A 23,406-nucleotide genomic window follows, 5' to 3' on the forward strand; every position below is an offset into this window, starting at 1 on the left:
CGGGGTTTTCGCGTTCGGTGACCTGCGCGGCTGCGGTGGTCCGTTTGCCGGGGTGGCCCGGTGCGGTCATGGTTGAGGCGTGTGATGCGTCCGTGTGCCGTCGATGCGCCCTTCTGGCGGGTGACGGAGCCGGTTTAGCGTCGGGCTGGAGGTGGCGGCCATGGCGGGGCGGATAGTGCGCTGGGGGGCTGCGCTGGGACTCGGGGCGCTGTGGTGGTGGGCCGTGCTGCGGCTCGCGCTGGCGCCCGGTGCCGGGGTGCTGGAAGGGGCGGTCGCCGCCGGTGGGTGGGGGCTGAGCCTGCTGCCGGTGCACTGCGTGCCGAAGGCGCGGGCCGCGGGGGCGCTCGGGGCGGGCCGGTGGCGGGCTGCCTGGCGAGGCGCTCAGGTCACCACGGCATCGCCACTCCGCCGTTCGGACGCAGGATCTGGCCCGTGGTGAAGGCCGACGCGTCGCAGGCCAGGTAGAGCACGGTGTGCGCGACGTCCTCCGCCTCGCCGACCCGGCCGAGCGGTGCCATCCGGGCCATCACGGCCTCGGTCTGTGCCTGTTCCTCGGCCTCGTGGCGTGCGGTCATCGGGGTGCGGATGAATCCCGGCGCGACCGAGTTGACGCGGATGCCGTGCCGGCCGACCTCGTTGGCGAGGGTCTTCGTCAGCTGGACCACGGCCGCTTTCGCCGCGCCGTAGCAGAGCAGGCCGGGGCGGCCGGTGTCGACGGCGCCCGAGGCCATGGTGACGATGCTGCCGCCGTTCTTCCCGTCGAGCATCCGGCGGGCCGCCTCCTGGCAGGCGTAGAGCACGCCCTTGAAGTTGACGGCAAGGACGCGGTCGAGGTCCTCGTCCAGGGTCTCCAGGACCGTGCTGCTGTGCATGATCCCGGCGATCGCGGCCATCACGTCCAGCCGCTCGCAGGACGCGACGGCCTGCCGCAGTTGCGCCCGGTCGGTGACGTCGAGGGGGTGGGTGCGGGCGGTGCCGCCTGCGTCCTTGATCAGGGTCGCCGTCTCGTGCAGACCGTGTTCGTCACGGTCGGCGCAGTGGACGACGGCGCCCGCCTCGGCGAGCAGTACGGCCGAGGCGCGGCCGATACCGCCGGCGGCCCCGGTGACGAATGCGGTGCGTCCGGTGAGGTCGTACGCCTTGAGGGGCATGAAGGGACGGTACGAGGGTTTCTGACGGGTCGTCAATTGGCTGTGCGGCGTGGAGTTCCGCGGGCCGGGGCGGTGGTCGGGGCCGGGCCGGTCTGGCACCTGGGGCACCAGTAGGTGGGGCGTTCGCGGGAGCCGTCGCCCTGGTCGGCCACGCGGACCGAGGTGCCGCAGCGCAGGCAGGGGCGGGGTGCGCGGCCGTAGACGAACAGGTCCTGGCCGCGGCGGCCCGTCGTACTGCGGACCGGGCGGTCGCGGTTGGCCTCCAGGAGCTTCTTGGCGAGGGCCGGGAGCTTCGCAGCGCGGTCGGCGGGCAGCGCGCCGAAGGGGAGCCAGGGAGTCGCGCCGAGCAGGAAACAGAGCTCGCTCTTGTAGATGTTGCCGATGCCGGCGAGGTTGCGCTGGTCGAGGAGGGCCTCGCCGAGGGGGCGGGCGGGGTCCGCGAGGAGGTTGGCGAGGGCCAGGTCGGGGTCCCAGTCGGGGCCGAGGAGGTCGGGGCCCAGGTGGCCGACGGCGCGCTGCTCGTCGGCGGTGCGCAGGAGCTCCAGGACGGGGAGGCGGTAGCCGACGGCCGTGGTCTCGGCGGTGCCGAGGATCACGCGGATCTGGTGAGCGGGGCCGCCGCTCCAGCGCCGGCCGTTCTCGTAGACCTTCCAGGAACCGTCCATCCTCAGGTGCGTGTGGAGGGTCAGGCCGCCTTCGACACGGGTGAGGAGGTGCTTGCCGCGCGGGGTGACGTCCAGGACGGTACGGCCCGTGAGATCGGCCGTGGCGTACTTGGGGACGCGGAGGTCGCTACGGGTCAGCACCTGGCCCGCGAGGGCGCTGTGCAGCCGCCTCGCGGTCTGCCAGACCGTGTCTCCTTCGGGCATGGGTCAAGGGTGGCACGGGTGGGTGGTGAGGGGGCGGGCGGTGAAAGACAGGGGCCGAGGGTGCGGGTCGGAGTGGGGCTGGGTGATCACTTGCGTAGGCACAGGGGCGCTCACGCGCGTAGGCGCAGGCCGCGGGGCGTGGCGATGAAGCCTGCTCCTTCCAGGAGGGTGCCGATGGGGGAGGTGAGGGCGGAGGCGCCGTTGACGCGTTCCACGGTGACCGTGCCCAGGGAGCCCGCGCGGGCGGCCGCCGCCAGGGCTGTCGCGGCCTCTTGGAGGCGTGGGTCCTCGGTGGCCGTGCTGTCTGGCTCGGTGGGCCAGGCCAGCAGGGTCTTGCCGCCGCGCTCCATGTAGAGCGTCAGCTCGCCGTCGACCAGGACGACCAGGGAACCCGCCTTGCGGCCGGCCATGTGGCTCGCACCGGTCGGGGGCTCGGGCCAGGGGAGGGCCGCGCCGTACGCGTTCGCGGGGTCGGCGGCGGCCAGGACCACGGCCCGGGAGTCGGGGGCCGGGCGGGGGCGGTGGCCGGGGAAGGTGGATGCGCCGGCGCCTGGGCCGTAGGAGCCGTGGGAGTCGTACGGGGAGTTGGAGCCGCCTCGTGGGCCGCCTGCGCCAGGGGAGGCCAGGTCGCGGGGGGAGATGTACTCGTCGCGGGACCTGGGGGTGGCGGTGGGCGTGGGCGGGAAGGAGAAGTCGCCGTCGAAGCCGTCCCCGCTGCCGTCCTTGGAGCCGCTGAAACCGTCGCTGAAGCCGTCGTCGAGGTCGGAGAGGTCGAAGGCGGCGTCCTTCGCGTCGAAGGGCTGGGCGAAGTCGTCCGGCTGCGGTGATTGTGGTGACGGCAGCGACGGTGGCCAGTCCGGGGACGGGAAGTCGTCCGCGAGGGGACGCGGCGGCACGGGCTCGCCCCGGTCGCGGGCGTTCGACACCGCGCGGAGGCGGTCCACCGCGCCGTCCATCGCGAACTGGGCCGCGCCCAGCCCCTCCACCACATAGCCGCGCCGGGCCTGACCGCTCTCCTCGAAGACGGACAGGATGCGGTACGTCGCCGAGAAGCCGCCTTCGACGCCCTCCGCGGCGACGGCGCCCCGGGTGACCACACCGTGCCGGTCGAGGAGGGTGCGGGCGAGGGCGTGCGCGCGGACTGTCGGGTCGGCTTCGCGCGCGGGGAGCAGGGACCAGCGGCCGGCGACCGTGGGCGGGCCGGTGCGGGAGGCCGGGCGGGCGGCGGCGGTGAGCGAGCCGTAACGGCCGCGCGGGACCGTGCGCTTGGCGCGGTGGGCCGTGGAGCCGGCGGTGCGGCCCGAGCCCAGCAGGGAGCGCATGGGGGCCAGCGTGTCGTTCGTGAGCCGTCCGGACCAGGCCAAGTCCCAGACGGTGTCGGCGAGTTGGGGATCGGTGGCGTCGGGGTGGGTCGTCGCGCGGACCTGGTCGGCGATCTGGCGGAAGAACAGGCCGTAGCCCCCGGAGAGGATGTCCAGGACGGACTGGTGCAGTGCCGTCAGCTCCAGAGGGTGGGGCGGCGGGAGGAGCAGCGGGGCCGCGTCCGCCACGTACAGGGAGATCCAGCCGTCCTTGCCGGGGAGGGCGCCGGCGCCGGCCCAGACGACCTCGCCCGCGGCGGTCAGCTCGTCCAGCATCGCGGGCGTGTAGTTCCCGACGCGAGACGGGAGGACCAGTTTCTCCAGGGCGGAGGCGGGCACGGAAGCGCCCTGCAACTGCTCGATCGCGCGCACCAGTCCGTCGATGCCGCGCAGTCCGTGTCCCTTGCCGATGTGCTGCCACTGCGGGAGGAACTGGGCGAGCGCGGCCGGGGCCACCGGCTCCAGTTCGTGCCGCAGCGCGGCCAGGGAGCGGCGGCGCAGGCGGCGCAGCACGGTCGCGTCGCACCACTCCTGGCCGATGCCGGCCGGATGGAACTCGCCCTGGACGACCCGGCCGCCCGCGGCCAGCCGCTGGAGGGCGCCGTCGGTGACCGCCACGCCCAGGCCGAAGCGGGCCGCCGCGGTGGCGGACGTGAACGGGCCGTGGGTGCGCGCGTGCCGGGCGAGGAGGTCGCCGAGGGGGTCCTTGACGGGTTCCATGAAGGCTTCCGGGACGCCGACCGGCAGCGCCGTGCCGAGGGCGTCGCGCAGGCGGCCCGCGTCCTCGATCGCCGCCCAGTGGTCGGTGCCGGCGATCCGGACCTTGATCACTCGGCGGGCGCCGGCCAACTCCTGGGCCCACTGCGGCTCGGCGCCCCGCTCGGCCAACTCGGCGTCGGTGAGCGGGCCGAGCATCCGGAGCAGGTCCGCGACGCCCTCGGCGTCCTTGATGCGGCGGTCCTCGGTGAGCCACTGGAGTTCGCGCTCCAGCTCGGTCAGCACCTCGGCGTCCAGCAGCTCGCGCAGCTCCGCCTGGCCCAGCAGCTCGGCCAGCAGCCTGGAGTCCAGCGACAGGGCGGCGGCGCGGCGCTCGGCGAGCGGCGAGTCCCCCTCGTACAGGAACTGGGCGACGTATCCGAAGAGGAGGGAGCGGGCGAACGGGGACGGTTCGGGGGTGGTGACCTCGACCAGGCGGACCTTGCGGGACTCCAGGTCGCCCATCAGCTCGACCAGGCCGGGGACGTCGAAGACGTCCTGGAGGCACTCGCGGACCGCCTCCAGGACGATCGGGAACGAGCCGAACTCGCTTGCCACCTGGAGCAGTTGGGAGGCCCGCTGGCGCTGCTGCCACAGCGGGGTGCGCTTGCCGGGGCTGCGGCGCGGGAGCAGCAACGCGCGCGCGGCGCACTCACGGAAGCGGGCCGCGAACAGGGCCGAGCCGCCGACCTGGTCGGTGACGATCTGGTCGACCTCGCCCTTGTCGAAGACGACGTCCGCCGCGCCTACGGGGGCCTGCTCGGCGTCGTACTCCGTGCCCGCCTTCATGGGCTCCTGGTCGAGGAGGTCCAGGCTCATCAGGTCGGCGTCCGGCAGGCGCAGGACGATGCCGTCGTCGGCGTGCATGACCTGGGCGTCCATCCCGTAGCGCTCGGAGAGCTTGGCGCCGAGGGCGAGGGCCCAGGGGGCGTGGACCTGGGCGCCGAAGGGGGAGTGCACGACCACACGCCAGTCGCCCAGCTCGTCGCGGAAGCGCTCGACCACGATCGTGCGGTCGTCCGGGATGTGACCGCAGGCCTCGCGCTGCTCGTCGAGGTACGAGATGACGTTGTCCGACGCCCAGGTGTCCAGGCCTGCGGCCAGGAGGCGCAGGCGGGCGTCGTCCTTGGGCAGGGAGCCGACCTCGCGCAGGAACTGCCCTACCGCGCGGCCCAGTTCGAGCGGGCGGCCGAGCTGGTCGCCCTTCCAGAAGGGGAGCCGGCCGGGTACGCCGGGTGCGGGGGAGACCAGGACGCGGTCGCGGGTGATGTCCTCGATGCGCCAGGAGCTGGTGCCGAGAGTGAAGACGTCGCCCACGCGCGACTCGTAGACCATCTCCTCGTCGAGCTCGCCGACCCGGCCGCCGCCCTTCTTGGGGTCCGAGCCGGCCAGGAAGACGCCGAACAGGCCGCGGTCCGGGATCGTGCCCCCGGAGGTCACCGCGAGGCGCTGGGCGCCGGGGCGGCCGGTGACCGTGCCGGCGACGCGGTCCCACACCACGCGCGGGCGCAGTTCGGCGAACGCGTCGGACGGATAGCGGCCCGCGAGCATGTCCAGTACGGCGGTGAAGGCGGACTCGGGGAGCGAGGCGAAGGGCGCGGCGCGGCGGACCGTGGCGAGCAGGTCGTCGACCTGCCAGGTGTCCAGGGCGGTCATCGCGACGAGCTGCTGGGCCAGGACGTCCAGGGGGTTGGCGGGGACCCTGAGGGACTCGATGGAGCCGGTGCGCATGCGCTCGGTGACGACGGCGGCCTGGACGAGGTCGCCGCGGTACTTGGGGAAGACCACGCCGGTGGAGACCGCGCCGACCTGGTGGCCCGCGCGGCCCACGCGCTGGAGGCCGGAGGCGACCGAGGGCGGCGACTCGACCTGGATCACCAGGTCGACCGCGCCCATGTCGATGCCGAGTTCGAGGCTGGAGGTGGCGACCACGGCCGGGAGGCGGCCTGCCTTGAGGTCCTCTTCGACGAGGGCTCGCTGTTCCTTGGAGACCGAGCCGTGGTGGGCGCGGGCGATGACCGGCGGGGCGCCCTGGGCCGCGCCCGAGCCGCCCATCAGCTCGGCGGGGGAGTGGTGCTCGTCCAGGGGCTCGCCGGTGGCTCGCTCGTACGCGATCTCGTTGAGGCGGTTACACAGGCGCTCGGCCAGGCGGCGGGAGTTCGCGAAGACGATCGTCGAGCGGTGGGCCTGGACCAGGTCGGTGATGCGCTCCTCGACGTGCGGCCAGATCGAGGGGCGTTCCGCCGCCCCGGAGTTGTCGGAGGCGTCGGCCACGGGCGAGCCGCCCAGTTCGCCCAGGTCCTCGACCGGGACGACCACCGAGAGGTCGAACTCCTTGCCCGACTTCGGCTGGACGATCTCCACCTTGCGGCGGGGAGAGAGATAGCGGGCGACCTCGTCCACCGGGCGGACCGTCGCCGAGAGGCCGATGCGGCGGGCCGGCTTCGGGAGGATCTCGTCCAGGCGCTCCAGGGTGAGGGCCAGGTGGGCGCCGCGCTTGGTGCCGGCCACCGCGTGGACCTCGTCCAGGATCACCGTCTCGATGCCGGTCAGCGCGTCGCGGGTGGCCGACGTCAGCATCAGGAACAGGGATTCCGGGGTGGTGATCAGGATGTCCGGGGGGCGGGTGGCCAGGGATCGGCGCTCGGCGGGCGGGGTGTCGCCGGAGCGGATGCCGACCTTGACCTCCGGCTCGGGCAGACCCAGGCGCACGGACTCCTGGCGGATGCCGGTCAGGGGGCTGCGGAGGTTGCGCTCCACGTCCACCGCTAGGGCCTTGAGGGGGGAGACGTACAGGACGCGGCAGCGTTTCCTGGGGTCGGCGGGTGGGGGAGTGGCGGTCAGCTGGTCAAGCGCCGCCAGGAAGGCGGCCAGGGTCTTGCCGGAGCCGGTGGGGGCCACGACCAGCACGTCCGAGCCTTCTTGGATGGCCTGCCACGCGCCGGCCTGGGCCGCGGTGGGCGCGTTGAAGGCCCCCGTGAACCAGCCGCGGGTCGCGGGGGAGAAGCCGTCCAGGGCTCGGTGTGCGGAACTGACCATGTGTCCATCCTGCACCCAGGCACTGACAATGCCTCTGAACAGGGCAAACGCTTCGGTGGGGGTCGGGTGGGGCGGTGGGCGGAGAATGGGGTCATGGCTGGATCGGGTGAGGTGGCGCGGCACTGGCGCTACGCCGAGTTGCCGGGGGTCGATCTGCTGCGGGCCCGGTACGTCCGAAAGACGTTCGTGCGGCACACGCACGAGCACTTCGTGATCGCCGCCATCGCGGACGGGGTGGACGTCTTCCACCACGGCGGGGGCGATGTGGCCGCGGGCCCGGGGGAGGTCGCGTTGGTCAATCCCGACACCGCGCACACCGGGCGGGCCGGCGGGCCCGAGGGGTGGCGGTACGGGGCCGTCTATCCGTCGCCCGAGGTGGTGGCCGAGATCGCGGCCGAGACGACGGTCATCCGCGGTACGCCAGGGTTCGTCCGGCCCGTGGTCGATGATCCGTACGCCGTGGGGCTGGTCCATCAGGTGCTGCGGGCCGCCGATGAGGGCAATGCGCTCGCCGCCGACACGCTTCTGCGGGTTGCCGTGACTCGGTTGCTGCGGTTGAACGGTGGGGCCCTGCCGCAGCGGGAGGTGCGGTCGGCAGGGGCTCGGGTTGCCGTACGCGCGCGTGCCGTTCTGGAGGAGCGGATGGTGGAGCCGCCCACCTTGGAGGGGCTCGCGGGGGAGCTGGGCGTCGGGCCGTTCTCCCTGCTGCGGGCGTTCCGGGATGTGTACGGGATGCCGCCGCATGCCTGGCTGACGGATGCCCGGGTGCGCCGGGCGCGGCGGCTGTTGGACGCGGGGACGGTGCCCTCGGAGGCGGCCGTCGCCGTGGGGTTCACGGACCAGCCGCACTTGAACCGGCATTTCGCGCGGATCGTCGGGGTGCCGCCCGGTGCCTATCAGCGGGAGCGCAAGAACGTACAAGACGCGGGTGGGCCGCTGCTCCTACCGTCTGGGGCGTGCCAGAACAGACAGCTCCCGTAGACATACGTTCGGAAGAAGCAGGAGGGAAACCGGATGCGGCCGTCATTCGGGACGCCCTCGGGGTCGGCGTCGCCGTCGGGCTCTCCGGGTTCGCTTTTGGGGTGACCTCGGCCGGCAGTGGGCTCAGCGTGTTGCAGAGCTGTGCGCTGAGCCTGTTGGTCTTCACCGGTGCGTCCCAGTTCGCGCTCGTGGGGGCGCTCGCGGCCGGGGGGAATCCGTTCACCGCCGCTGCGGGTGCCTTCTTCCTGGGGGTGCGCAACGCCTTCTACGGGCTGCGGCTGTCGCAGTTGCTGGCTCTTCCGCGCGTGCTGCGGCCGTTCGCCGCTCAGTGGGTCATCGACGAGACGACCGCCGTCGCGCTGGCGCAGCCCACGCGGCGTGCCGTGCGGATCGGCTTCGGTGTCACCGGGCTCACCCTGTATGTGCTGTGGAACCTGACCACCCTGGTGGGCGCGCTGGGCGCGGAGGCCATCGGGGACACCGACGCCTGGGGGCTCGATGCCGCCGGGCCCGCCGTCTTTCTGGCGCTGCTCGCGCCGATGCTCACCTCTGCCACCGAGCGTGCCGTGGCCGGGCTCGCCGTGCTGTTGGGGCTCGGGCTGCTGCCTGTGCTGCCGGCCGGGGTGCCTGTCCTGGTGGCCGCGCTCGCCGCGCCGGTCGCCCTCTTTGTGAAGGGGTCCTTGGCGGGGCGCCGCGGTGGTCGCGGGCGTAGTGAAGACGCGAACGACCTGTCAGGGGGAGACCGTTGAACACCTGGATCGCGATCGGCGCGACCGCGCTCGGTTGCTACGCAGTCAAGCTGGCCGGGCTGCTCGTGCCCGGGAGCGCTCTGGAGAGGCCGCTCGTCAGGCGGCTGGCGGCGCTGTTGCCGGTGGCTCTGCTCGCCGCACTCACGGCCCAGCAGACCTTCGCCGACGGGCACGCCCTGGTGCTCGACGCGCGGGCCGCGGGGTTGGCCGCGGCCGGCCTGGCGCTGGTGCTGCGTGCTCCGTTCCTGGTCGTCGTGGCGGCCGCTGTCGTGGTGACGGCGGGGGTGCGGGCAGTGGGCGGGTGAGCGGGCCGGGGTCAGCCGATGGGGCGGCCGTGCGCCCTCAGGGTGCGCAGTGCCTCGATCGTCACCATGGGGCGCGCTTCCAGGGCGACCACCGGGGTCCACTGGCGCCAGCGGACGGGCCAGCCGCCGTCCTCCTGCTGCGCGGCGGCGAGGAAGTCCAGGGAGCGGGTCATCTCCTCGTCCGTGAACCACGCGCGCGCCAGGGAGCTCGGGGTCTTCGCGTAGTCGTGCGGGAAGTGGTGCTCGCCGGGGGCGTAGCCGGGCGCGACCGGGTACTCGTCGAGGTGGTCCGGATCCAGGGCCGCGAGCCGGTGTTCGCGCACCAGGCGGCCGAGGCGGTCGGCGGCGGCCTCCGCGCGCGGGCGGTCGGGAGCGGAGTCCAGGAAGGCCACGGCGGCCTCGACTTCGTAGGGATGGGACTTCTCCAGGGACTCGACCGCCTGCCAGCAGAAGTCCGTGGCCCGGAACAGCCAGGCGTGCCACACCTCGTTGCGGTGCAGCAGGCCCACCACCGGTCCCGTGGCGAGGAGTTCGCTCGGCGGATCGTCCACGATCGGGACGAAGGGGGCCGCCGGATAGCCGCGCTGGCTGGGATGGACCGCCGGCAGCGCGCCGTCGGACGTGGAGACCGAGGTCAGATACCGGCACACGCGTTCCACCCGCTGGCCGCCGCAGCGCCCGATCCAGTCCAGGACGCGCAACGCGTGAGCGGTGTGCAGCGGCTGGCTGACCGGACCGCGCAGATCGGGCTCCAGCGCGTGACCGTACCCGCCGTCCTCGTTGCGGTAGGCGTCCAGCGCGGTCTCCACGGGATCAGCGCCGCCGTTGAGGAAGTCGTGCGCGAAGAGGTGCTGTTCCAGCACGCGCGCGGTGAGCCACACGAAGTGCTCCGCGCGGAAGAGCGGGGAGCGCGCCGGTGGCGTGGCAGGGAGTGGGGAAGCTCCTGTTTCGGACATGCGACAGACCGTAGGACGGAAAGCGGTCTCGGCAAGGGGTCCCGGCTCAGGCCCACTCTCAGGGGCGGGATACTGGAGTCATGCGGTTGACGGTCTTCTGGGAACGGATGACGGATCACTTCGGTCCGGGATACGCCGACACCTTCGCGCGCGACCACGTGATGACGGAGCTCGGCGGACGCACGGTGCACGAGGCGCTGGACTCGGGCTGGGCGGCCAAGGACGTGTGGCGCGTGGTCTGCACGGTCATGGACGTTCCGGGAGAAAAGCGCTGACCTGTCACGAAGATCGCAGGACGGCAGCAGATTGTCAGTCCCGTGGGCGAGACTGGCACCGTGGCACCCACTGACGAGACCGGGCAGGTCGCCCAGCACGCATCACCGTTCGGCACGACGCCGCCCGAGCGGCCCCCGGCCGACGGTCCGGGCACGCGCATGCCGCGCTGGCTGCCGCGTGCCGTGGTGCTCGTGCTCGCCCTCTACGCCACCTTCCAGCTGGGCACGTGGGCCTTCCATCAGCTCACCGGTCTGCTGATCAACATCCTCATCGCGTTCTTCCTGGCCCTCGCCATCGAGCCCGCGGTGAGCTGGATGGCCTCGCGCGGCATGCGGCGCGGGCTGGCCACCGCTCTCGTCTTCCTCGGCGTGATGATCGCGGCGGCGGGCTTCGTCACCCTTCTCGGCTCGATGCTCGCGGGCCAGATCATCAAGATCGTCGAGGACTTCCCGGACTACCTCGACTCCGTCATCAACTGGGTCAACACCCACTTCAACACCGACCTGAAGCGGGTCGACGTCCAGGAAGGCCTGCTCCGCTCCGACTGGCTGCGCAACTACGTGCAGAACAGCGCCACCGGCGTGCTCGACGTCTCCGCCCAAGTCCTCGGCGGGCTCTTCCAGTTGCTGACGATCACGCTGTTCTCGTTCTACTTCGCCGCGGACGGCCCGCGACTGCGCCGCGCGATCTGCTCCGTACTGCCGCCCGCGCGCCAGGCGGAGGTGCTGCGCGCCTGGGAGATCGCCGTCGACAAGACCGGCGGCTACATCTACTCGCGCGGTCTGATGGCGCTCATCTCCGGCATCGCGCACTACATCCTGCTGGAGGCCCTGGGCGTGCCCTACGCGCCCGTGCTCGCCGTCTGGGTGGGTCTGGTGTCGCAGTTCATCCCCACCATCGGTACGTATCTGGCGGGCGCGCTGCCGATGCTGATCGCCTTCACCGTCGATCCCTGGTACGCGCTGTGGGTGCTCGTCTTCGTCGTGATCTACCAGCAGTTCGAGAACTATGTGCTGCAGCCGAAGCTGACGTCCAAGACGGTCGACATCCACCCCGCCGTCGCCTTCGGCTCGGTCATCGCCGGCACCGCGCTCCTCGGTGCGGTCGGCGCGCTGATCGCCATCCCCGCGGTCGCCACGCTGCAGGCGTTCCTCGGGGCGTACGTGAAGCGGTACGCCGTCACGGACGACCCCCGTGTCCAGGGGCACCGGCGAGGGGGCTCGCGCAGATCGGGGCCGGGGTTGTTCACGCGCGCGCGGCTGCTGTGGGAACGGCGGCCGGGGGAGCGGGAGGAGAGCGGGGAGGGCTCTCCTGGAGAGGGCTCTTCCAGAGAGGGCGACGGAGGGGGTTCGTCATGAGGGACCCGCGGGTTCCGAGGCCCTGAGGGGTGGGCCGATCAGTGTGCGAGGACGTCAGTACGTGAGCACGGCCCACACCCCGGCGCCGGCGACCGCCACCACGTAGCAGCCGGTCGCCGTGGCCACGATCCGGCGGCGGGTCGTCCCGCTCCAGGACGTGTACGACAGCAGCCAGGCCAGTGCGGGCAGGACCAGGACGGCGTGCAGGCTGACTCCGTGCAGGGGCTTGAGCGGGGCCGTCGAGTGATAGGCGGTCTCCTGGTGACCGGTACGGGTGAGCACGACACCGCGCGCGATCATCGCGGCGCCCGAGGCGAGCCCGACGAGCAGGATCGCGAAGCCGGAGCGCACGGCGAGCGCCATCCCGGCGGGGCCGGTGGGGCGGTGCCGGAACGAGGCGATCGCGAACACGGTGAGCAGTACGACGAGGACACCGCCGCCCACCGCGAGGGTCATCGACACCGCGGTGTCGAAGGGCGTCTCCATGTCGAGGTGCGACGGCACCCGGCGCCACGCCTGCAGGGTGATGCCCCCGACCTCCACGACACAGTCGGCGGCGAACACGGTGAGCAGCAGGGCGCGGAGTCGTGGCTGGACGCTCAGATACGACGTGACCCAGGTGACCGCGATCAGGGTCGCCCCGAAGGACAGCCCGAACGTCACCGGTTTGCGCCAGGAGACGGGTCCGTCCCAGGGACCTCCGTCGACGGCGAACACCACCAGGTGCACGAGCCCGGAGAGGACGAGGAGAAGACCGGTCGCGTGGCAGAGGCGCTCGGCGGGTTGCGTTCCGGGCAGTAGCTTCCTCGCGGCCGACAGTCGGGCCCCGGCGGTCGGCGGCTGCGCCGGGGCGGCGGACGACGGCGTCATCGTGTCTGCGCCTGCGCCTGTGTCCGCGCCCGCAGGGGAACGTGTCGTGCCGTCCGCTCGGGTGATGTTCTCCGGCTCCATGCCCTCAGCCTCCCGGGACGGCTCCGCCCGGTCGTCGTCCCGTCGAAGACACCCGTCGTACGCCGACGGAAGTAGCCGCAGGCCTTGCGGGAGCGGCCGCGTGCCTCACGGACGTGGCCGCTCCTTCGGGGGGAAGTGGCCGGTGTTCGTCGGGCCGGTGGGCCGGGAAACAGGTCACTGGAGTGCCGCGTGGTGCGCTTGACACGAAAATCGAACATCCATTCTTATGGGGGTTCCGGCGAGGTTCTCGACAGGGATCCCGACGGGGGTTTCGACACGCTTTCGATGCAGAAGTCCCCGAGTTATCCACAGGCTGGACGGGCGTCGGGACGCATTGTCAGTGGCAGGCGTTAGCGTCTTTGACGTGAAGCGATCGACTCAAGCAAATCGGGTGGAACCCATGGCAGGAACCGACCGCGAGAAGGCACTCGACGCCGCTCTCGCACAGATTGAACGGCAGTTCGGCAAGGGCGCGGTGATGCGCCTCGGTGAGCGGCCGAACGAGCCCATCGAGGTCATCCCCACCGGGTCGACCGCACTCGACGTCGCCCTCGGTGTCGGCGGTCTGCCGCGCGGCCGAGTGGTGGAGGTCTACGGCCCGGAGTCCTCCGGCAAGACGACCCTGACCCTGCACGCGGTGGCGAACGCACAGCGGGCCGGTGGCCAGGTCGCGTTCGTGGACGCGGAGCACGCCCTCGACCCCGAGTACGCGAAGAAGCTCGGCGTCGACATCGACAACCTGATCCTCTCCCAGCCGGACAACGGTGAGCAGGCTCTGGAGATCGTGGACATGCTGGTCCGCTCCGGCGCCCTCGACCTCATCGTCATCGACTCCGTCGCGGCGCTCGTCCCGCGCGCGGAGATCGAGGGCGAGATGGGCGACAGCCACGTCGGTCTGCAGGCCCGGCTCATGAGCCAGGCGCTGCGGAAGATCACCAGCGCGCTCAACCAGTCCAAGACCACCGCCATCTTCATCAACCAGCTCCGCGAGAAGATCGGCGTGATGTTCGGCTCCCCGGAGACCACGACCGGTGGCCGGGCGCTGAAGTTCTACGCCTCGGTGCGGCTCGACATCCGTCGTATCGAGACCCTGAAGGACGGCACCGACGCGGTCGGCAACCGCACCCGCGTCAAGGTCGTCAAGAACAAGGTCGCGCCGCCCTTCAAGCAGGCCGAGTTCGACATCCTCTACGGCCACGGCATCAGCCGCGAGGGCGGCCTGATCGACATGGGCGTGGAGAACGGCTTCGTGCGCAAGGCCGGCGCCTGGTACACGTACGAGGGCGACCAGCTCGGCCAGGGCAAGGAGAACGCGCGCAACTTCCTGAAGGACAACCCCGACCTGGCCAACGAGATCGAGAAGAAGATCCTCGAGAAGCTGGGCGTCGGTGTGCGGCCGGAGGAGCCGAAGCCGACCGCGGCACCGGGCGCGGACGCCGCCACCGTCACCGCCGGTGCCCCCGCGGACGACGCCGCGAAGGTGCCCGCTCCGGCGGCCGCCAAGGCGGCGAAGGCCAAGGCCCCGGCTGCCAAGGGCTGACCCGTACCGTGCGTGACGCAGAAGCATGGCTCGCCGACTTGGCCGAGCGCGCCGACTCCGACGCCCCGCGTGAGCGGGGAGCGGACGGGGGCGGCGACGGGGGCTCTGCCGAGCCGGACGGCGATGCGTACGGGGACGGTTCGGGGCAGGGCGCGGACGGGGGACACGGCCGCGTGGCGAAGGACGGCGACGGCAGGTCGGACGGCACGAGCAGGTCCGACGGCGGGGGCAAGGCGTACGGCGCGGGCAGGTGGTCGTACGGCAGCGGCGGATCCCATCGCGACGAGCCGGGTTACGGCGCGGACGAGGGCTTCGGCGGCGCGGCAAGGCGCGGCACCGGGGCCTCGCGCGGCTCCGAAGTCTCGTACGGCAGTGACGGGCCGCACGAGGGTGACGGGGCGTTCGGCGAAGGCGGCGACGGGCGTGGTGCTCGGGCGTCTCGTGGCGGCACCCGTGGGCGTCGGCAGCGGCGTCGTGGTGGAGCCGTCGGTGAAGACGGAGGCTCCCCCTCTTCGTCGAGGGCCGAGCAGGAAGGGCCTTCAGGGGACCCGGTCGAGCGGGCGCGGGCGATCTGTCTGCGTCTGCTCACCGGGACCCCGCGCACGCGCAAGCAACTCGCGGACGCCCTGCGCAAGCGGGAGATCCCGGACGAGGCCGCCGAGGAGGTGCTGTCGCGGTTCGAGGAGGTCGGACTGATCAACGACGGTGCGTTCGCGGACGCCTGGGTGGAGTCCCGGCATCACGGCCGGGGTCTGGCCCGGCGGGCGCTCGCGCGGGAGTTGCGGACCAAGGGAGTCGACTCGACGCTGATCGACGAAGCCGTCGGGCAGCTCGACTCCGAGCAGGAAGAGGAGACCGCGCGCGAACTCGTCGCCCGCAAGCTGCGCGCCACGCGTGGCCTCGACCGCGACAAGCGGCTGCGCCGCCTCGCCGGGATGCTCGCGCGCAAGGGCTACCCCGAGGGCATGGCCCTGCGGGTGGTCCGGCAGGCGCTGGAGGAAGAGGGCGAGGACGTGGAGTCCCTGGGGGACGAGGGGTTCTGAGCCAAGGAGTTCTGAGGCAGGGGCTTCTGAGGTTCTGCGGTAAAGGGTTCTGAGCCCGGAGGGACGACCGGTGTGACCGACGTGATCGGTGAGACCGGTGTACCCGGACCGGGGTCAGGGACGGGCCCGGCCCTGGGCACGGTGGACGCGCGGGGGCGCCGATCGCGTTCAAGGGCCGGGCGGAGACGCGGGGTTCGCGTTCACGACGTTCCTGCTCGGCATGACAGGCAACGCTCCGACAGGACACGCCCACTCCCTGGGCACGCCGGCCAGGGCTGACGACTCGTCAACCAAGGCCTGTCTTCCGGTCGTTGAGCGGCGCCGCCCTGGACGGCTCCGGAAGACAGGCCCTGGGCTCTCCCCCCGAGTTGTCCGACGCTAGGGCCTTGTGGCCGGGTTCGAGCATGCCGCGGTGCGCAGCATTAGGTTGCGCGCCTCGAAGGGTTGAGGTGCGCCGGTTCCGGGTACCGTCTGCTGCCGTCGCGGGCCCGGGCCGTTCCGCCGCAACCGCACGTGCCCGCCCGCACTCCCCGCACACAGCCTCCGTACGCCACGAAAGGCGGCCCCGCCGTGTCCGAAGCTGTCCGCTTACGAAGAACGTCCGCGGTGACGGCCCTGAGCACGGTCCTGCTGCTGAGCGGCTGTGGGCTGGTGCCCAGTGACGGGGACACCGGCGCGGCGGTGCAGGGCACCATCACGCTCGGTTTCGTCAACGGCGGCACCACCAGGTTCCACACCTGTCTGGAGGAGTCCGTCGAGCAGGCGACGAGGGCCAACTTCGCCCGGATCCGCACCGCCAACTCCCATCAGAAGGCGGGCGCGGAGCTGACCAACATCGACGACATGATCGCCGCGAAGGTGAGCGCGCTGATCGTGCAGACCGTCGATGTGAAGGCGCTCGCGGACGACATCGCGCGGGCCAGGAGCGCGAAGATACCGATCTTCCTCACCTCGGTCGTACCGGCCGACACCTCTCACATCCTGGGTGCCGTCGTGGTCGACCTGAAGAAGGTCGGCGGCCTGGACGCCGACTGGATCGAGCAGGACGCGGGTGGCAAGGACGTGCAGGTCGGGGTCGTCGCGGGTGCTCCCGGTGCCGCGTCCGACCTGCTGGTTGGCGGGTTCACGGCCGAACTGCCCGCCTCCGCGAAAGTGGTCGCGAACCAGCCCGGCATGTTCGACCCGGTGAAGGCGGGCGCGGTCGCCAAGGACATGATCGAGGCCCACCCCGACCTGGACTACGCCTTCGTCGCCAACGAGGAGATGGGCTTCGCGGTCCGCAAGGCCTTCGACGTGGCCGGCGCCAAGCGCGTGAAGATCGTGACCGTCAATGGCACCGACGAGGGGCTGGCGGCCCTGAAGGACGGCCGGTTCGCGGCGACGGTCTCCAACTCGGCGGCGGACACCGGGGAGTTGGCGGTCACCAACGCCATCGACCTGCTGCGCGGCCGTAAGGCGGAGAAGATCGCCAAGACCCCGGCCGAGCTGATCACCAAGGACAACGCGGACACCGCCCCGCTGTACTGCCCGCCCGACCTCTACTGAGCGGACCTCCAGCGAGCCGCTACGCCGTCACCGGCAGCCCCGCCGCCTTCCACGCCTGGAACCCCCCGACCAGATCGGTGGCCCGGCGCAGCCCCAGCTGGTGCAGCGACGCGGCCGCCAGGCTCGACGCGTAACCCTCGTTGCAGATCACCACGATCCGCAGGTCATGGCCGGTGGCCTCGGGGAGGCGGTGGCTGCCCTGCGGGTCGAGCCGCCACTCCAGTTCGTTGCGCTCGACGATCACCGCGCCGGGGATCACGCCGTCCTGCTCGCGCAGGGCGGCGTACCGGATGTCGACCAGGAGTGCTTCGCCGGCGCGGGCGGCCTCGTATGCCCGCGTCGGTTCGATCCGTTCGTATCCCTCGCGCACCCGCTCCAGCAACTCGTCGATTCCGACGGGCCGTTGGGTCGTGTCGCTCACTGCCAGTCCTCCGGGCGCTCCACGTGCTCCAGGCGCAGGACCTGGCCGGTGCGGCTGTAGCGGCGGATCTGGGGGAGGGGCGGGTAGTAGGCGTGGACGGAGATCGCGTGGTGTTCGGTGGACTCGTTCAGGACCTCGTGGACGTGGTGGTGGCCGAAGGCGCGGCCCTTGCCGGCGGGCAGCCTGCGCTCGCGGTCCACGCCCTCGGTGAGTTCCAGGGTCTTCCAGCCGTCGGCGGGCAGCCGGGCGGCGAGTGAGTGCTCCTTGAGCTCACCGGCCGCCGTGATGAACGCGCCGACGGACTCGGCGTGGTCGTGCCAGCCGGTGCCCGTGCCGGGCGGCCAGCCGATCAGCCAGGCCTCGCTGCCGCCGGGGCCTTCCAGCCGGACCCAGGTGCGGCCCTCCGGGTCGAGCGGGAGGGAGGAGATCAGCTCGGCGTCGGCGGCGGTGCGCCGTACGAAATCGAGGAGGTCGGCCTGGGTCGGTGCGGCGACGGCAGGGGAGGCGGAAGGAGAGACAGACACGGGTACCGTCCTGATGTGCGTTCGCGGAGCGCGCGCGGCGGCACGACAGCGGCGCGCGCGGGAGAAAGGGATGCGAATTCAGCAGGACGGGCGACACACGCAGCCCGCATAGCGGATCAGGTCCATATGGACCCTCCGCCACAGGCGCACACAGGTGTCGGTCACGATCCGGAGTACACCATGGCGGTGCCGACCGGTCAACTCACTGTCACTATGTGGACCGCACAGTGACAGTGAGTACGACGATCTCAGCGGGACGCGGCTTTCTCAGCGGGACCCTGCCGCCGCACCCGCCGCACCCGCCGCACCCGCCGCACCCGCCGCACCCGCCGCACCCGCCGCACCCGCCTCCGCCGTCGAGGTCTGTGCCTTGGCCGGTCCGCCCAGGGCCGCCTCCGCGGCCGCGTACAGATCGGCCGGGCGGACCCCGTTCAGCGAGGTCACCAGGTGGCCGTCGGGTCGGACCAGCAGCACGGTGTGCGCCGCGGCGCCCGGGTAGCTCTCGGCGACCAGCAGTTCGGCGGGGTGCGGCAGCGCGGCCACCGCGGCCGCGAGGCGGGGCATGATCCCGGCGGTCACCCAGTGCTTGCGGTCCCACACGCCGGTGCCCGGCGCGACCAGGACGACCAGCAGCGCACCGCGCCCGAGCCGCTCCCGCAGCCCCACGAACGTGCCGTCCTCCGCGGTCACCCGCACATCGTCGACCGGCGCCCCGGCCGGCGTGTCCACCGGCACCTCGCCTTCGAGATGCCGGGGCGCCAGCGGCGACGCGGCGTACGCCCCCGGCGCGCCGAGTGCCCCGTGCCCCAAGTGACCGTCCGTGAGCAGCGCGTCGTTCCCGCGGGCCGCGCCAGGGACGTACGCGCGCAGTCCGCCGCCCCCGCGCAGCAGCGGCAGCACCTGGTCGGCGGCGCGCAGCCGGGCGGCGACCGCCCCGCGCCGCTCGGCCTGGTAGCTGTCGAGGAGCGCCTCGTGCGGCCCGTGGTGCCAGGCCAGCGCCAGCTTCCAGGCGAGGTTGTCGGCGTCCCTGAGCCCCTCGTCGAGCCCTTGCGTGCCGAGCGCCCCGAGCAGGTGTGCCGCGTCCCCGGCGAGGAAGATCCGGCCCCTGCGCCAACGCCGGGCCAGCCGGTGGTGCACCGTGTGCACGCCGGTGTCGAGGAGTTCGTACGACGGTGTGCCGCCGCCCGTCCAGCCGGACAGGGTCTCGCGGATGCGGGCCAGCAGCAGCTCGGGTGTGACCAGGTCCTTGCCCGGCGGCAGCAGCCAGTCCAGGCGCCACACCCCGTCCGGGAGCGGGCGTCCGGTCACCTCCCCGCCCGAGGGGCCCGACGTCCGCCACGGCGGCATCCGATGGAGCAACGCCTCACCGCCCCACGGAAGTTCCGTGCGCAGCGCGGCCACGGCGTGTCGCTCCACGGCGGTGCGGCCCGGGAAGCGGATGTCCTGGAGTTTGCGGACCGTGGAGCGCGGGCCGTCGCAGCCGACCAGGTAACTGCCGCGCCACCAGGTGCCCTTCGGGCCGCGGGTGTGCGCGGTGACGCCCGAGGGCTCCTGCTCGATGCCGTCGAGGCGGCTGTCCACGGCGACCTTCACCAGCCGCTCACCGGCCAGTGCCTCGCGCAGCGCGCCGGTCAGCACATGCTGGGCGATGTGCAGGGGGGCCGGCTCGTCGGGGGTGCCGAAGGTGACCTCGCGCATCACCTGCTTGCGCCGCAGCGACCGCCATCCGGCCCAGTGGACGCCCAGGTCGGCGAGGCGGGCGCCGGTCAGCCGCTCGACGAGGGCGGTGGTGTCCTCCCGCAGGACGACCGTGCGCGCGGGGCGGGGTTCGTCCTTGCCGGGGCCCTCGTCGAGTACGACCGAGGGGACTTCCTGACGCGCCAGGGCAAGGGCGAGGGTGAGCCCGACGGGCCCCGCCCCGACGATGATCACCGGGTCCACGGCGCGGCGCCCCCTGCCCGCGACGGTGTCCCCAGGGACGCATGTGAACAGGAAGGTGGAGCAGGGTGCACGATCACAGAACGTATGCAACCCATTGCCGGTGCTTGCGTCAAGTGACGGAGGCAGTGGCGATCACGCCACTGCCTCCGTGTGGGTCAAGCGAGTTGACCGATCATCAGATCCTGTCGGTGCCGGCCCCGAAGGAACCGGACACTCCTGCCGGGTTGAGGTCCTCGATCTGCTCGGCGCCCAGGACAGCGCCCGTGCTGCGCTTGCTGCGGCGCAGCCTGCCCTCCAGCCAGCTCGCGAAGCTGGTGAGGGCGAAGTTGACGACGATGAAGACGATCGCGACCACGATGAAGCTCTGGATCACGTTGGCGTAGTTGGCCGCCAGCGTGCTGCGCGCGGTGAGCAGCTCGCCGTAGCCGATCATCACGCCGCCCAGCGCGGTGTCCTTCACGATGACCACGAGCTGGCTGACGATGGCCGGCAGCATGGCGGTGACGGACTGCGGCAGCAGGATGCTGGTCATCGTCTGGCCCTTGCGCAGACCGATCGCGTAGGCGGCCTCCGTCTGCCCCTTGGGCAGCGCGAGGATGCCGGCCCGGACGATCTCGGCGAGGACCGAGGCGTTGTACAGCACCAGGCCCGTCACGACCGCGTACAGCGGCCGGTCCTCGCTGCTCACGCCGGAGGAGCGGGCGTAGACCTCGTTGGCGAACAGCATCAGCAGCAGGACCGGGATCGAGCGGAAGAACTCGACGATCACGCCGGCCGGCACCCGCACCCACCGGTGCTCGGACATGCGCGAGATCCCGAAGAACGCACCCAGGGGGAGCGCGATGACCATGGAGAGCGCGGCGGCCTTCATGGTGTTGCCGAGGCCCGGCAGCAGATATGTCGTCCAGGCTTCCGAGGTGGTGAAGGGCTCCCACAGGGTCCACTTCAGCTGCTGCTTGTCGTCCATCTTCTGCCAGACCCACCACAGGACCAGGGCGAGCAGGACGACGAAGACCGCCGAGAGGACGACGTTGCGCCGTCTGGCGCGGGGGCCGGGGGAGTCGTAGAGGACGGAACTCATCGCTTCACCGCCAGTCGCTTGCCCAGCCAGCCCAGGATGAGGCCGGTGGGCAGGGTCAGGACCACGAACCCGAAGGCGAACACCGCACCGATGAGCAGCGTCTGTGCCTCGTTCTCGATCATCTTCTTCATCAGGTAGGCCGCCTCGGCCACGCCGATCGCGGCCGCCACGGTGGTGTTCTTGGTGAGTGCGATCAGTACGTTGGCCAGCGGGCCGATGACCGAACGGAACGCCTGCGGCAGTACGACGAGCCGCAGTGTCTGACTGAAGCTCAGCCCGATGGCGCGGGCCGCCTCGGCCTGGCCCAGGGGCACGGTGTTGATGCCGGAGCGGATCGCCTCGCAGACGAAGGCCGCGTGGTAGGCGACGAGGCTGAGGATCGCGAGGCGGAAGCCCTGGGCGGTGAAGTCGTCGGACGCCCCCAGTGTCATGCCGAAGACGTCGGCGAGACCGAGCGAGGAGAAGACGATGAGGACCGTCAGGGGGATGTTGCGGACGATGTTGACGTAGGCGGTGCCGAACCCGCGCATCAGCGGGACCGGGCTGACCCGCATCGCGGCCAGCAGGGTGCCCCAGACCAGGGAGCCGAGGGCGGACAGAGCGGTGAGTTTCACCGTCATCCAGAACGCCCCGAGGACGTCGTAACCTTCAAGAAAGTCGAACACGATCTCCCGCGCTTCCGGGTGTGTGGCGTACGAAGAGGGCGGGGCGCGCCGCCGCCGCGAGCACGGCGACGGCGCGCCCCGGGAACCCTGCGGTGCCCGGACCTATGGCCTGTCCGGGACTACTTGACGATGTCGCCGATCTTCGGGGCGGGGTCGTTCTTGTAGCCGGCCGGGCCGAAGTTGGCGTCGACTGCCTTCTGCCAGGAGCCGTCGCTGACCATCTTCGTCAGGGCGTCGTTGATCTTGCCGAGGGTCGCGGAGTCGCCCTTCTTCAGACCGATGCCGTAGTTCTCGTTGCTGAGCTTGAGGCCGGCGAGCTTGAACTGGCCCTTGTACTTGTCCTGCGCGGCGAAGCCCGCGAGGATCGAGTCGTCGGTGGTCACCGCGTCGACGGCGCCGTTCTGCAGGGCGGCGATGCACTCGGAGTAGCCGGCGAGCTCCTTCAGCTGGGCCTTCGGGGCGATCGACTCCTGGACGTTCTGCGCCGAGGTCGAGCCGGTCACGGAACACAGCTTCTTGCCGTTGAGGTCCGTGCCCTTGGCGATGTCCGAGTCGCTCTTGACCAGCAGGTCCTGGTGGGCCAGCAGGTAGGGGCCGGCGAAGTCGACCTTCTGCTTGCGCTCGTCGTTGATCGAGTAGCTGGCCGCGATGAACTTGACGTCGCCGCGGGAGATCGCGTTCTCCCGGTCGGCGCTCTTGGTCTCGGTCCACTCGATCTGGTTCGGCTCGTAACCGAGCTGCTTGGCCACGTACGTCGCCACGTCCACGTCGAAGCCGGAGAAGGAGCCGTCCGGCTCCTTGAGGCCGATACCGGGCTGGTCGAACTTGATGCCGACCTTGATCTTGCCGCCGCCCCCGCTGCCGCTGCTGGCGGAGGAGCCGCTGTCGCTGTCGTCGTCGCTGGAGCCGCACGCGGTGGCGGCGAGGCCCAGGGCGAGCACGGCGGCCGTGGCGGCGGTGATCTTGCGGAGCTTCATGGGGAACATCCTTTGGCTGGTGAGGAGAAGAGCTGAAGGCCGTCCGGGACGGTATGGCGGTACGTCGGGTGACGGTGCGTCAGGCGGGGTGCGTCAGTGGTGCAGGATCTTCGACAGGAAGTCCTTGGCGCGGTCGCTGCGCGGGTTGCTGAAGAACTGGTCGGGCGCAGCCTCCTCGACGATCCGGCCGTCGGCCATGAAGACCACGCGGTTGGCCGCCGATCGGGCGAACCCCATCTCGTGGGTGACGACGATCATGGTCATGCCGTCGCGGGCGAGCTGCTGCATGACCTCCAGGACCTCGTTGATCATCTCCGGGTCGAGCGCGGAGGTCGGCTCGTCGAAGAGCATCACCTTCGGGTCCATGGCCAGGGCGCGCGCGATGGCGACGCGCTGCTGCTGGCCGCCGGAGAGCTGTGCGGGGTACTTGTCGGCCTGCGTGCTCACGCCGACCCGGTCGAGCAGCGAGCGGGCCTTCTCCTCGGCCTTCTTGCGGTCCGCCTTGCGGACCTTGACCTGGCCCAGCACCACGTTCTCCAGCACGGTCTTGTGCGCGAAGAGGTTGAAGGACTGGAAGACCATCCCGACGTCGGCCCGCAGCCGGGCCAGCTCCTTGCCCTCCTGGGGCAGCGGCTTGCCGTCGATCGCGATCGAGCCGGAGTCGACGGTCTCCAGACGGTTGATGGTGCGGCACAGGGTGGACTTACCGGACCCGGAGGGCCCGATCACGACGACGACCTCGCCGCGGGCGATCGTCAGGTCGATGTCCTGGAGTACGTGCAACGCGCCGAAGTGCTTGTTGACGCTCTTCAGGACGACCAGTTCGCCGGTTGGGACCAGGTCTTCCTTGGCCACCGATACTTCGGTCATCGCTATCGGGCTCCGTCCTCCTCGGTTGCGGAGGACAGTAATGAGGA

General features: G+C 71.7%; 21 protein-coding genes and 1 pseudogene. 9 read left to right on the plus strand and 13 right to left on the minus strand.

Annotation, left to right across the window (positions count from 1 at the left end; genetic code table 11):
* Window positions 1-160 precede the first annotated feature (160 nt).
* Window positions 161-439: a hypothetical protein gene (locus ACWDR3_RS12140; RefSeq protein ID WP_450352381.1), complete on the plus strand. Its 279-nt coding sequence runs from the start codon at window positions 161-163 to the stop codon at window positions 437-439.
* On the opposite strand, the gene ACWDR3_RS12145 is transcribed toward ACWDR3_RS12140, so the two are convergent.
* The 3 genes from ACWDR3_RS12145 to ACWDR3_RS12155 all read right to left on the minus strand — a co-directional run bounded on the left by ACWDR3_RS12145 (window position 387) and on the right by ACWDR3_RS12155 (window position 7,176).
* Window positions 387-1,151, minus strand: a complete 765-nt coding sequence (locus ACWDR3_RS12145; protein WP_450352382.1) for an SDR family NAD(P)-dependent oxidoreductase — start codon at window positions 1,149-1,151, stop codon at window positions 387-389. The two genes, ACWDR3_RS12140 and ACWDR3_RS12145, sit on opposite strands and share 53 nt — an antisense overlap.
* Before the next feature lie 32 nt (window positions 1,152-1,183).
* On the minus strand, window positions 1,184-2,020 hold the full coding sequence (locus tag ACWDR3_RS12150; RefSeq protein WP_450352383.1) for an Fpg/Nei family DNA glycosylase: 837 nt from the start codon (window positions 2,018-2,020) through the stop codon (window positions 1,184-1,186).
* Window positions 2,021-2,130: 110 nt separating this feature from the next.
* Complete coding sequence (locus tag ACWDR3_RS12155; protein ID WP_450352384.1) at window positions 2,131-7,176, minus strand: ATP-dependent helicase; 5,046 nt, start codon at window positions 7,174-7,176, stop codon at window positions 2,131-2,133.
* A gap of 93 nt (window positions 7,177-7,269) precedes the next feature.
* On the opposite strand from ACWDR3_RS12155, the pseudogene ACWDR3_RS12160 reads away from it, so the two are divergent.
* The 3 genes and pseudogenes from ACWDR3_RS12160 to ACWDR3_RS12170 form a co-directional block, all read left to right on the plus strand.
* A pseudogene (locus tag ACWDR3_RS12160) lies at window positions 7,270-8,124 on the plus strand (AraC family transcriptional regulator); the annotation flags it as partial.
* An 8-nt stretch (window positions 8,125-8,132) separates the two neighbouring features.
* Window positions 8,133-8,906 (plus strand): AzlC family ABC transporter permease, encoded by a 774-nt coding sequence (locus tag ACWDR3_RS12165; protein ID WP_450352385.1) that lies wholly within the window; start codon window positions 8,133-8,135, stop codon window positions 8,904-8,906.
* Entirely contained in the window at window positions 8,903-9,211 is a 309-nt protein-coding gene (locus ACWDR3_RS12170; RefSeq protein WP_450352386.1) for an AzlD domain-containing protein, read from the plus strand. The genes ACWDR3_RS12165 and ACWDR3_RS12170 overlap by 4 nt, the downstream gene beginning before the upstream one ends.
* Window positions 9,212-9,222: 11 nt before the next feature.
* On the opposite strand, the gene ACWDR3_RS12175 is transcribed toward ACWDR3_RS12170, so the two are convergent.
* Window positions 9,223-10,167: a hypothetical protein gene (locus tag ACWDR3_RS12175; RefSeq protein WP_450352388.1), complete on the minus strand. Its 945-nt coding sequence runs from the start codon at window positions 10,165-10,167 to the stop codon at window positions 9,223-9,225.
* A gap of 80 nt (window positions 10,168-10,247) precedes the next feature.
* On the opposite strand from ACWDR3_RS12175, the gene ACWDR3_RS12180 reads away from it, so the two are divergent.
* The gene (locus tag ACWDR3_RS12180; RefSeq protein ID WP_123997319.1) at window positions 10,248-10,442 is read left to right on the plus strand and encodes a DUF3046 domain-containing protein; all 195 of its coding nucleotides are present in this window, start codon (window positions 10,248-10,250) and stop codon (window positions 10,440-10,442) included.
* A 60-nt stretch (window positions 10,443-10,502) separates the two neighbouring features.
* Window positions 10,503-11,801 (plus strand): AI-2E family transporter, encoded by a 1,299-nt coding sequence (locus tag ACWDR3_RS12185; RefSeq protein WP_450352389.1) that lies wholly within the window; start codon window positions 10,503-10,505, stop codon window positions 11,799-11,801.
* Window positions 11,802-11,855: 54 nt separating this feature from the next.
* Here ACWDR3_RS12185 and ACWDR3_RS12190 read toward each other — a convergent pair whose 3' ends face one another.
* On the minus strand, window positions 11,856-12,671 hold the full coding sequence (locus ACWDR3_RS12190; protein ID WP_450352390.1) for a hypothetical protein: 816 nt from the start codon (window positions 12,669-12,671) through the stop codon (window positions 11,856-11,858).
* Window positions 12,672-13,152: 481 nt separating this feature from the next.
* Here ACWDR3_RS12190 and recA point away from each other — a divergent pair, with 481 nt between their 5' ends.
* The 3 genes from recA (at window position 13,153) to ACWDR3_RS12205 (ending at window position 16,880) form a co-directional block, all read left to right on the plus strand.
* Window positions 13,153-14,292 carry a recombinase RecA gene (recA, locus tag ACWDR3_RS12195; RefSeq protein ID WP_123997316.1) on the plus strand — a complete coding sequence of 380 codons (1,140 nt, stop codon included), beginning with the start codon at window positions 13,153-13,155 and terminating at the stop codon, window positions 14,290-14,292.
* Between the two features lie 8 nt (window positions 14,293-14,300).
* Complete coding sequence (gene recX, locus ACWDR3_RS12200; RefSeq protein ID WP_450352391.1) at window positions 14,301-15,335, plus strand: recombination regulator RecX; 1,035 nt, start codon at window positions 14,301-14,303, stop codon at window positions 15,333-15,335.
* A 570-nt stretch (window positions 15,336-15,905) separates the two neighbouring features.
* Entirely contained in the window at window positions 15,906-16,880 is a 975-nt protein-coding gene (locus tag ACWDR3_RS12205) for a sugar ABC transporter substrate-binding protein (RefSeq protein WP_450352392.1), read from the plus strand.
* Between the two features lie 19 nt (window positions 16,881-16,899).
* Here the strand turns inward: ACWDR3_RS12205 and ACWDR3_RS12210 are convergent, their stop codons facing one another.
* The 8 genes from ACWDR3_RS12210 to ACWDR3_RS12245 form a co-directional block, all read right to left on the minus strand.
* Complete coding sequence (locus tag ACWDR3_RS12210) at window positions 16,900-17,301, minus strand: rhodanese-like domain-containing protein (protein ID WP_450352393.1); 402 nt, start codon at window positions 17,299-17,301, stop codon at window positions 16,900-16,902.
* Window positions 17,298-17,825 carry a cysteine dioxygenase gene (locus ACWDR3_RS12215; RefSeq protein WP_450352394.1) on the minus strand — a complete coding sequence of 176 codons (528 nt, stop codon included), beginning with the start codon at window positions 17,823-17,825 and terminating at the stop codon, window positions 17,298-17,300. The genes ACWDR3_RS12210 and ACWDR3_RS12215 overlap by 4 nt, the downstream gene beginning before the upstream one ends.
* A gap of 78 nt (window positions 17,826-17,903) precedes the next feature.
* Window positions 17,904-17,990: a putative leader peptide gene (locus tag ACWDR3_RS12220; RefSeq protein WP_310875732.1), complete on the minus strand. Its 87-nt coding sequence runs from the start codon at window positions 17,988-17,990 to the stop codon at window positions 17,904-17,906.
* 102 nt (window positions 17,991-18,092) lie between these two features.
* Window positions 18,093-19,766, minus strand: a complete 1,674-nt coding sequence (locus ACWDR3_RS12225) for an FAD-dependent monooxygenase (protein ID WP_450352395.1) — start codon at window positions 19,764-19,766, stop codon at window positions 18,093-18,095.
* A 175-nt stretch (window positions 19,767-19,941) separates the two neighbouring features.
* Window positions 19,942-20,847, minus strand: a complete 906-nt coding sequence (locus ACWDR3_RS12230; protein ID WP_450352396.1) for an amino acid ABC transporter permease — start codon at window positions 20,845-20,847, stop codon at window positions 19,942-19,944.
* Window positions 20,844-21,512 carry an amino acid ABC transporter permease gene (locus ACWDR3_RS12235; RefSeq protein ID WP_450352397.1) on the minus strand — a complete coding sequence of 223 codons (669 nt, stop codon included), beginning with the start codon at window positions 21,510-21,512 and terminating at the stop codon, window positions 20,844-20,846. The genes ACWDR3_RS12230 and ACWDR3_RS12235 overlap by 4 nt, the downstream gene beginning before the upstream one ends.
* 119 nt (window positions 21,513-21,631) lie before the next feature.
* Entirely contained in the window at window positions 21,632-22,489 is an 858-nt protein-coding gene (locus ACWDR3_RS12240; protein WP_450352398.1) for a glutamate ABC transporter substrate-binding protein, read from the minus strand.
* 93 nt (window positions 22,490-22,582) lie between these two features.
* Window positions 22,583-23,359, minus strand: a complete 777-nt coding sequence (locus tag ACWDR3_RS12245; protein WP_450352399.1) for an amino acid ABC transporter ATP-binding protein — start codon at window positions 23,357-23,359, stop codon at window positions 22,583-22,585.
* Window positions 23,360-23,406 lie beyond the last annotated feature (47 nt).

The sequence above is a fragment of the Streptomyces sp. NPDC001002 genome (genome assembly GCF_053599215.1).

Excerpts from the sequence above, each read along its gene's own strand:
- ACWDR3_RS12180 (WP_123997319.1), top strand. The coding sequence starts at position 10,248 with ATGCGGTTGACGGTCTTCTGGGAACGGATGACGGATCACTTCGGTCCG.
- ACWDR3_RS12190 (WP_450352390.1), bottom strand. The coding sequence starts at position 12,671 with ATGACGCCGTCGTCCGCCGCCCCGGCGCAGCCGCCGACCGCCGGGGCC.
- recA (WP_123997316.1), top strand. The coding sequence starts at position 13,153 with ATGGCAGGAACCGACCGCGAGAAGGCACTCGACGCCGCTCTCGCACAG.
- ACWDR3_RS12145 (WP_450352382.1), bottom strand. The coding sequence starts at position 1,151 with ATGCCCCTCAAGGCGTACGACCTCACCGGACGCACCGCATTCGTCACC.
- ACWDR3_RS12230 (WP_450352396.1), bottom strand. The coding sequence starts at position 20,847 with ATGAGTTCCGTCCTCTACGACTCCCCCGGCCCCCGCGCCAGACGGCGC.
- ACWDR3_RS12175 (WP_450352388.1), bottom strand. The coding sequence starts at position 10,167 with ATGTCCGAAACAGGAGCTTCCCCACTCCCTGCCACGCCACCGGCGCGC.
- ACWDR3_RS12140 (WP_450352381.1), top strand. The coding sequence starts at position 161 with ATGGCGGGGCGGATAGTGCGCTGGGGGGCTGCGCTGGGACTCGGGGCG.
- ACWDR3_RS12150 (WP_450352383.1), bottom strand. The coding sequence starts at position 2,020 with ATGCCCGAAGGAGACACGGTCTGGCAGACCGCGAGGCGGCTGCACAGC.
- ACWDR3_RS12155 (WP_450352384.1), bottom strand. The coding sequence starts at position 7,176 with ATGGTCAGTTCCGCACACCGAGCCCTGGACGGCTTCTCCCCCGCGACC.
- ACWDR3_RS12240 (WP_450352398.1), bottom strand. The coding sequence starts at position 22,489 with ATGAAGCTCCGCAAGATCACCGCCGCCACGGCCGCCGTGCTCGCCCTG.
- ACWDR3_RS12245 (WP_450352399.1), bottom strand. The coding sequence starts at position 23,359 with ATGACCGAAGTATCGGTGGCCAAGGAAGACCTGGTCCCAACCGGCGAA.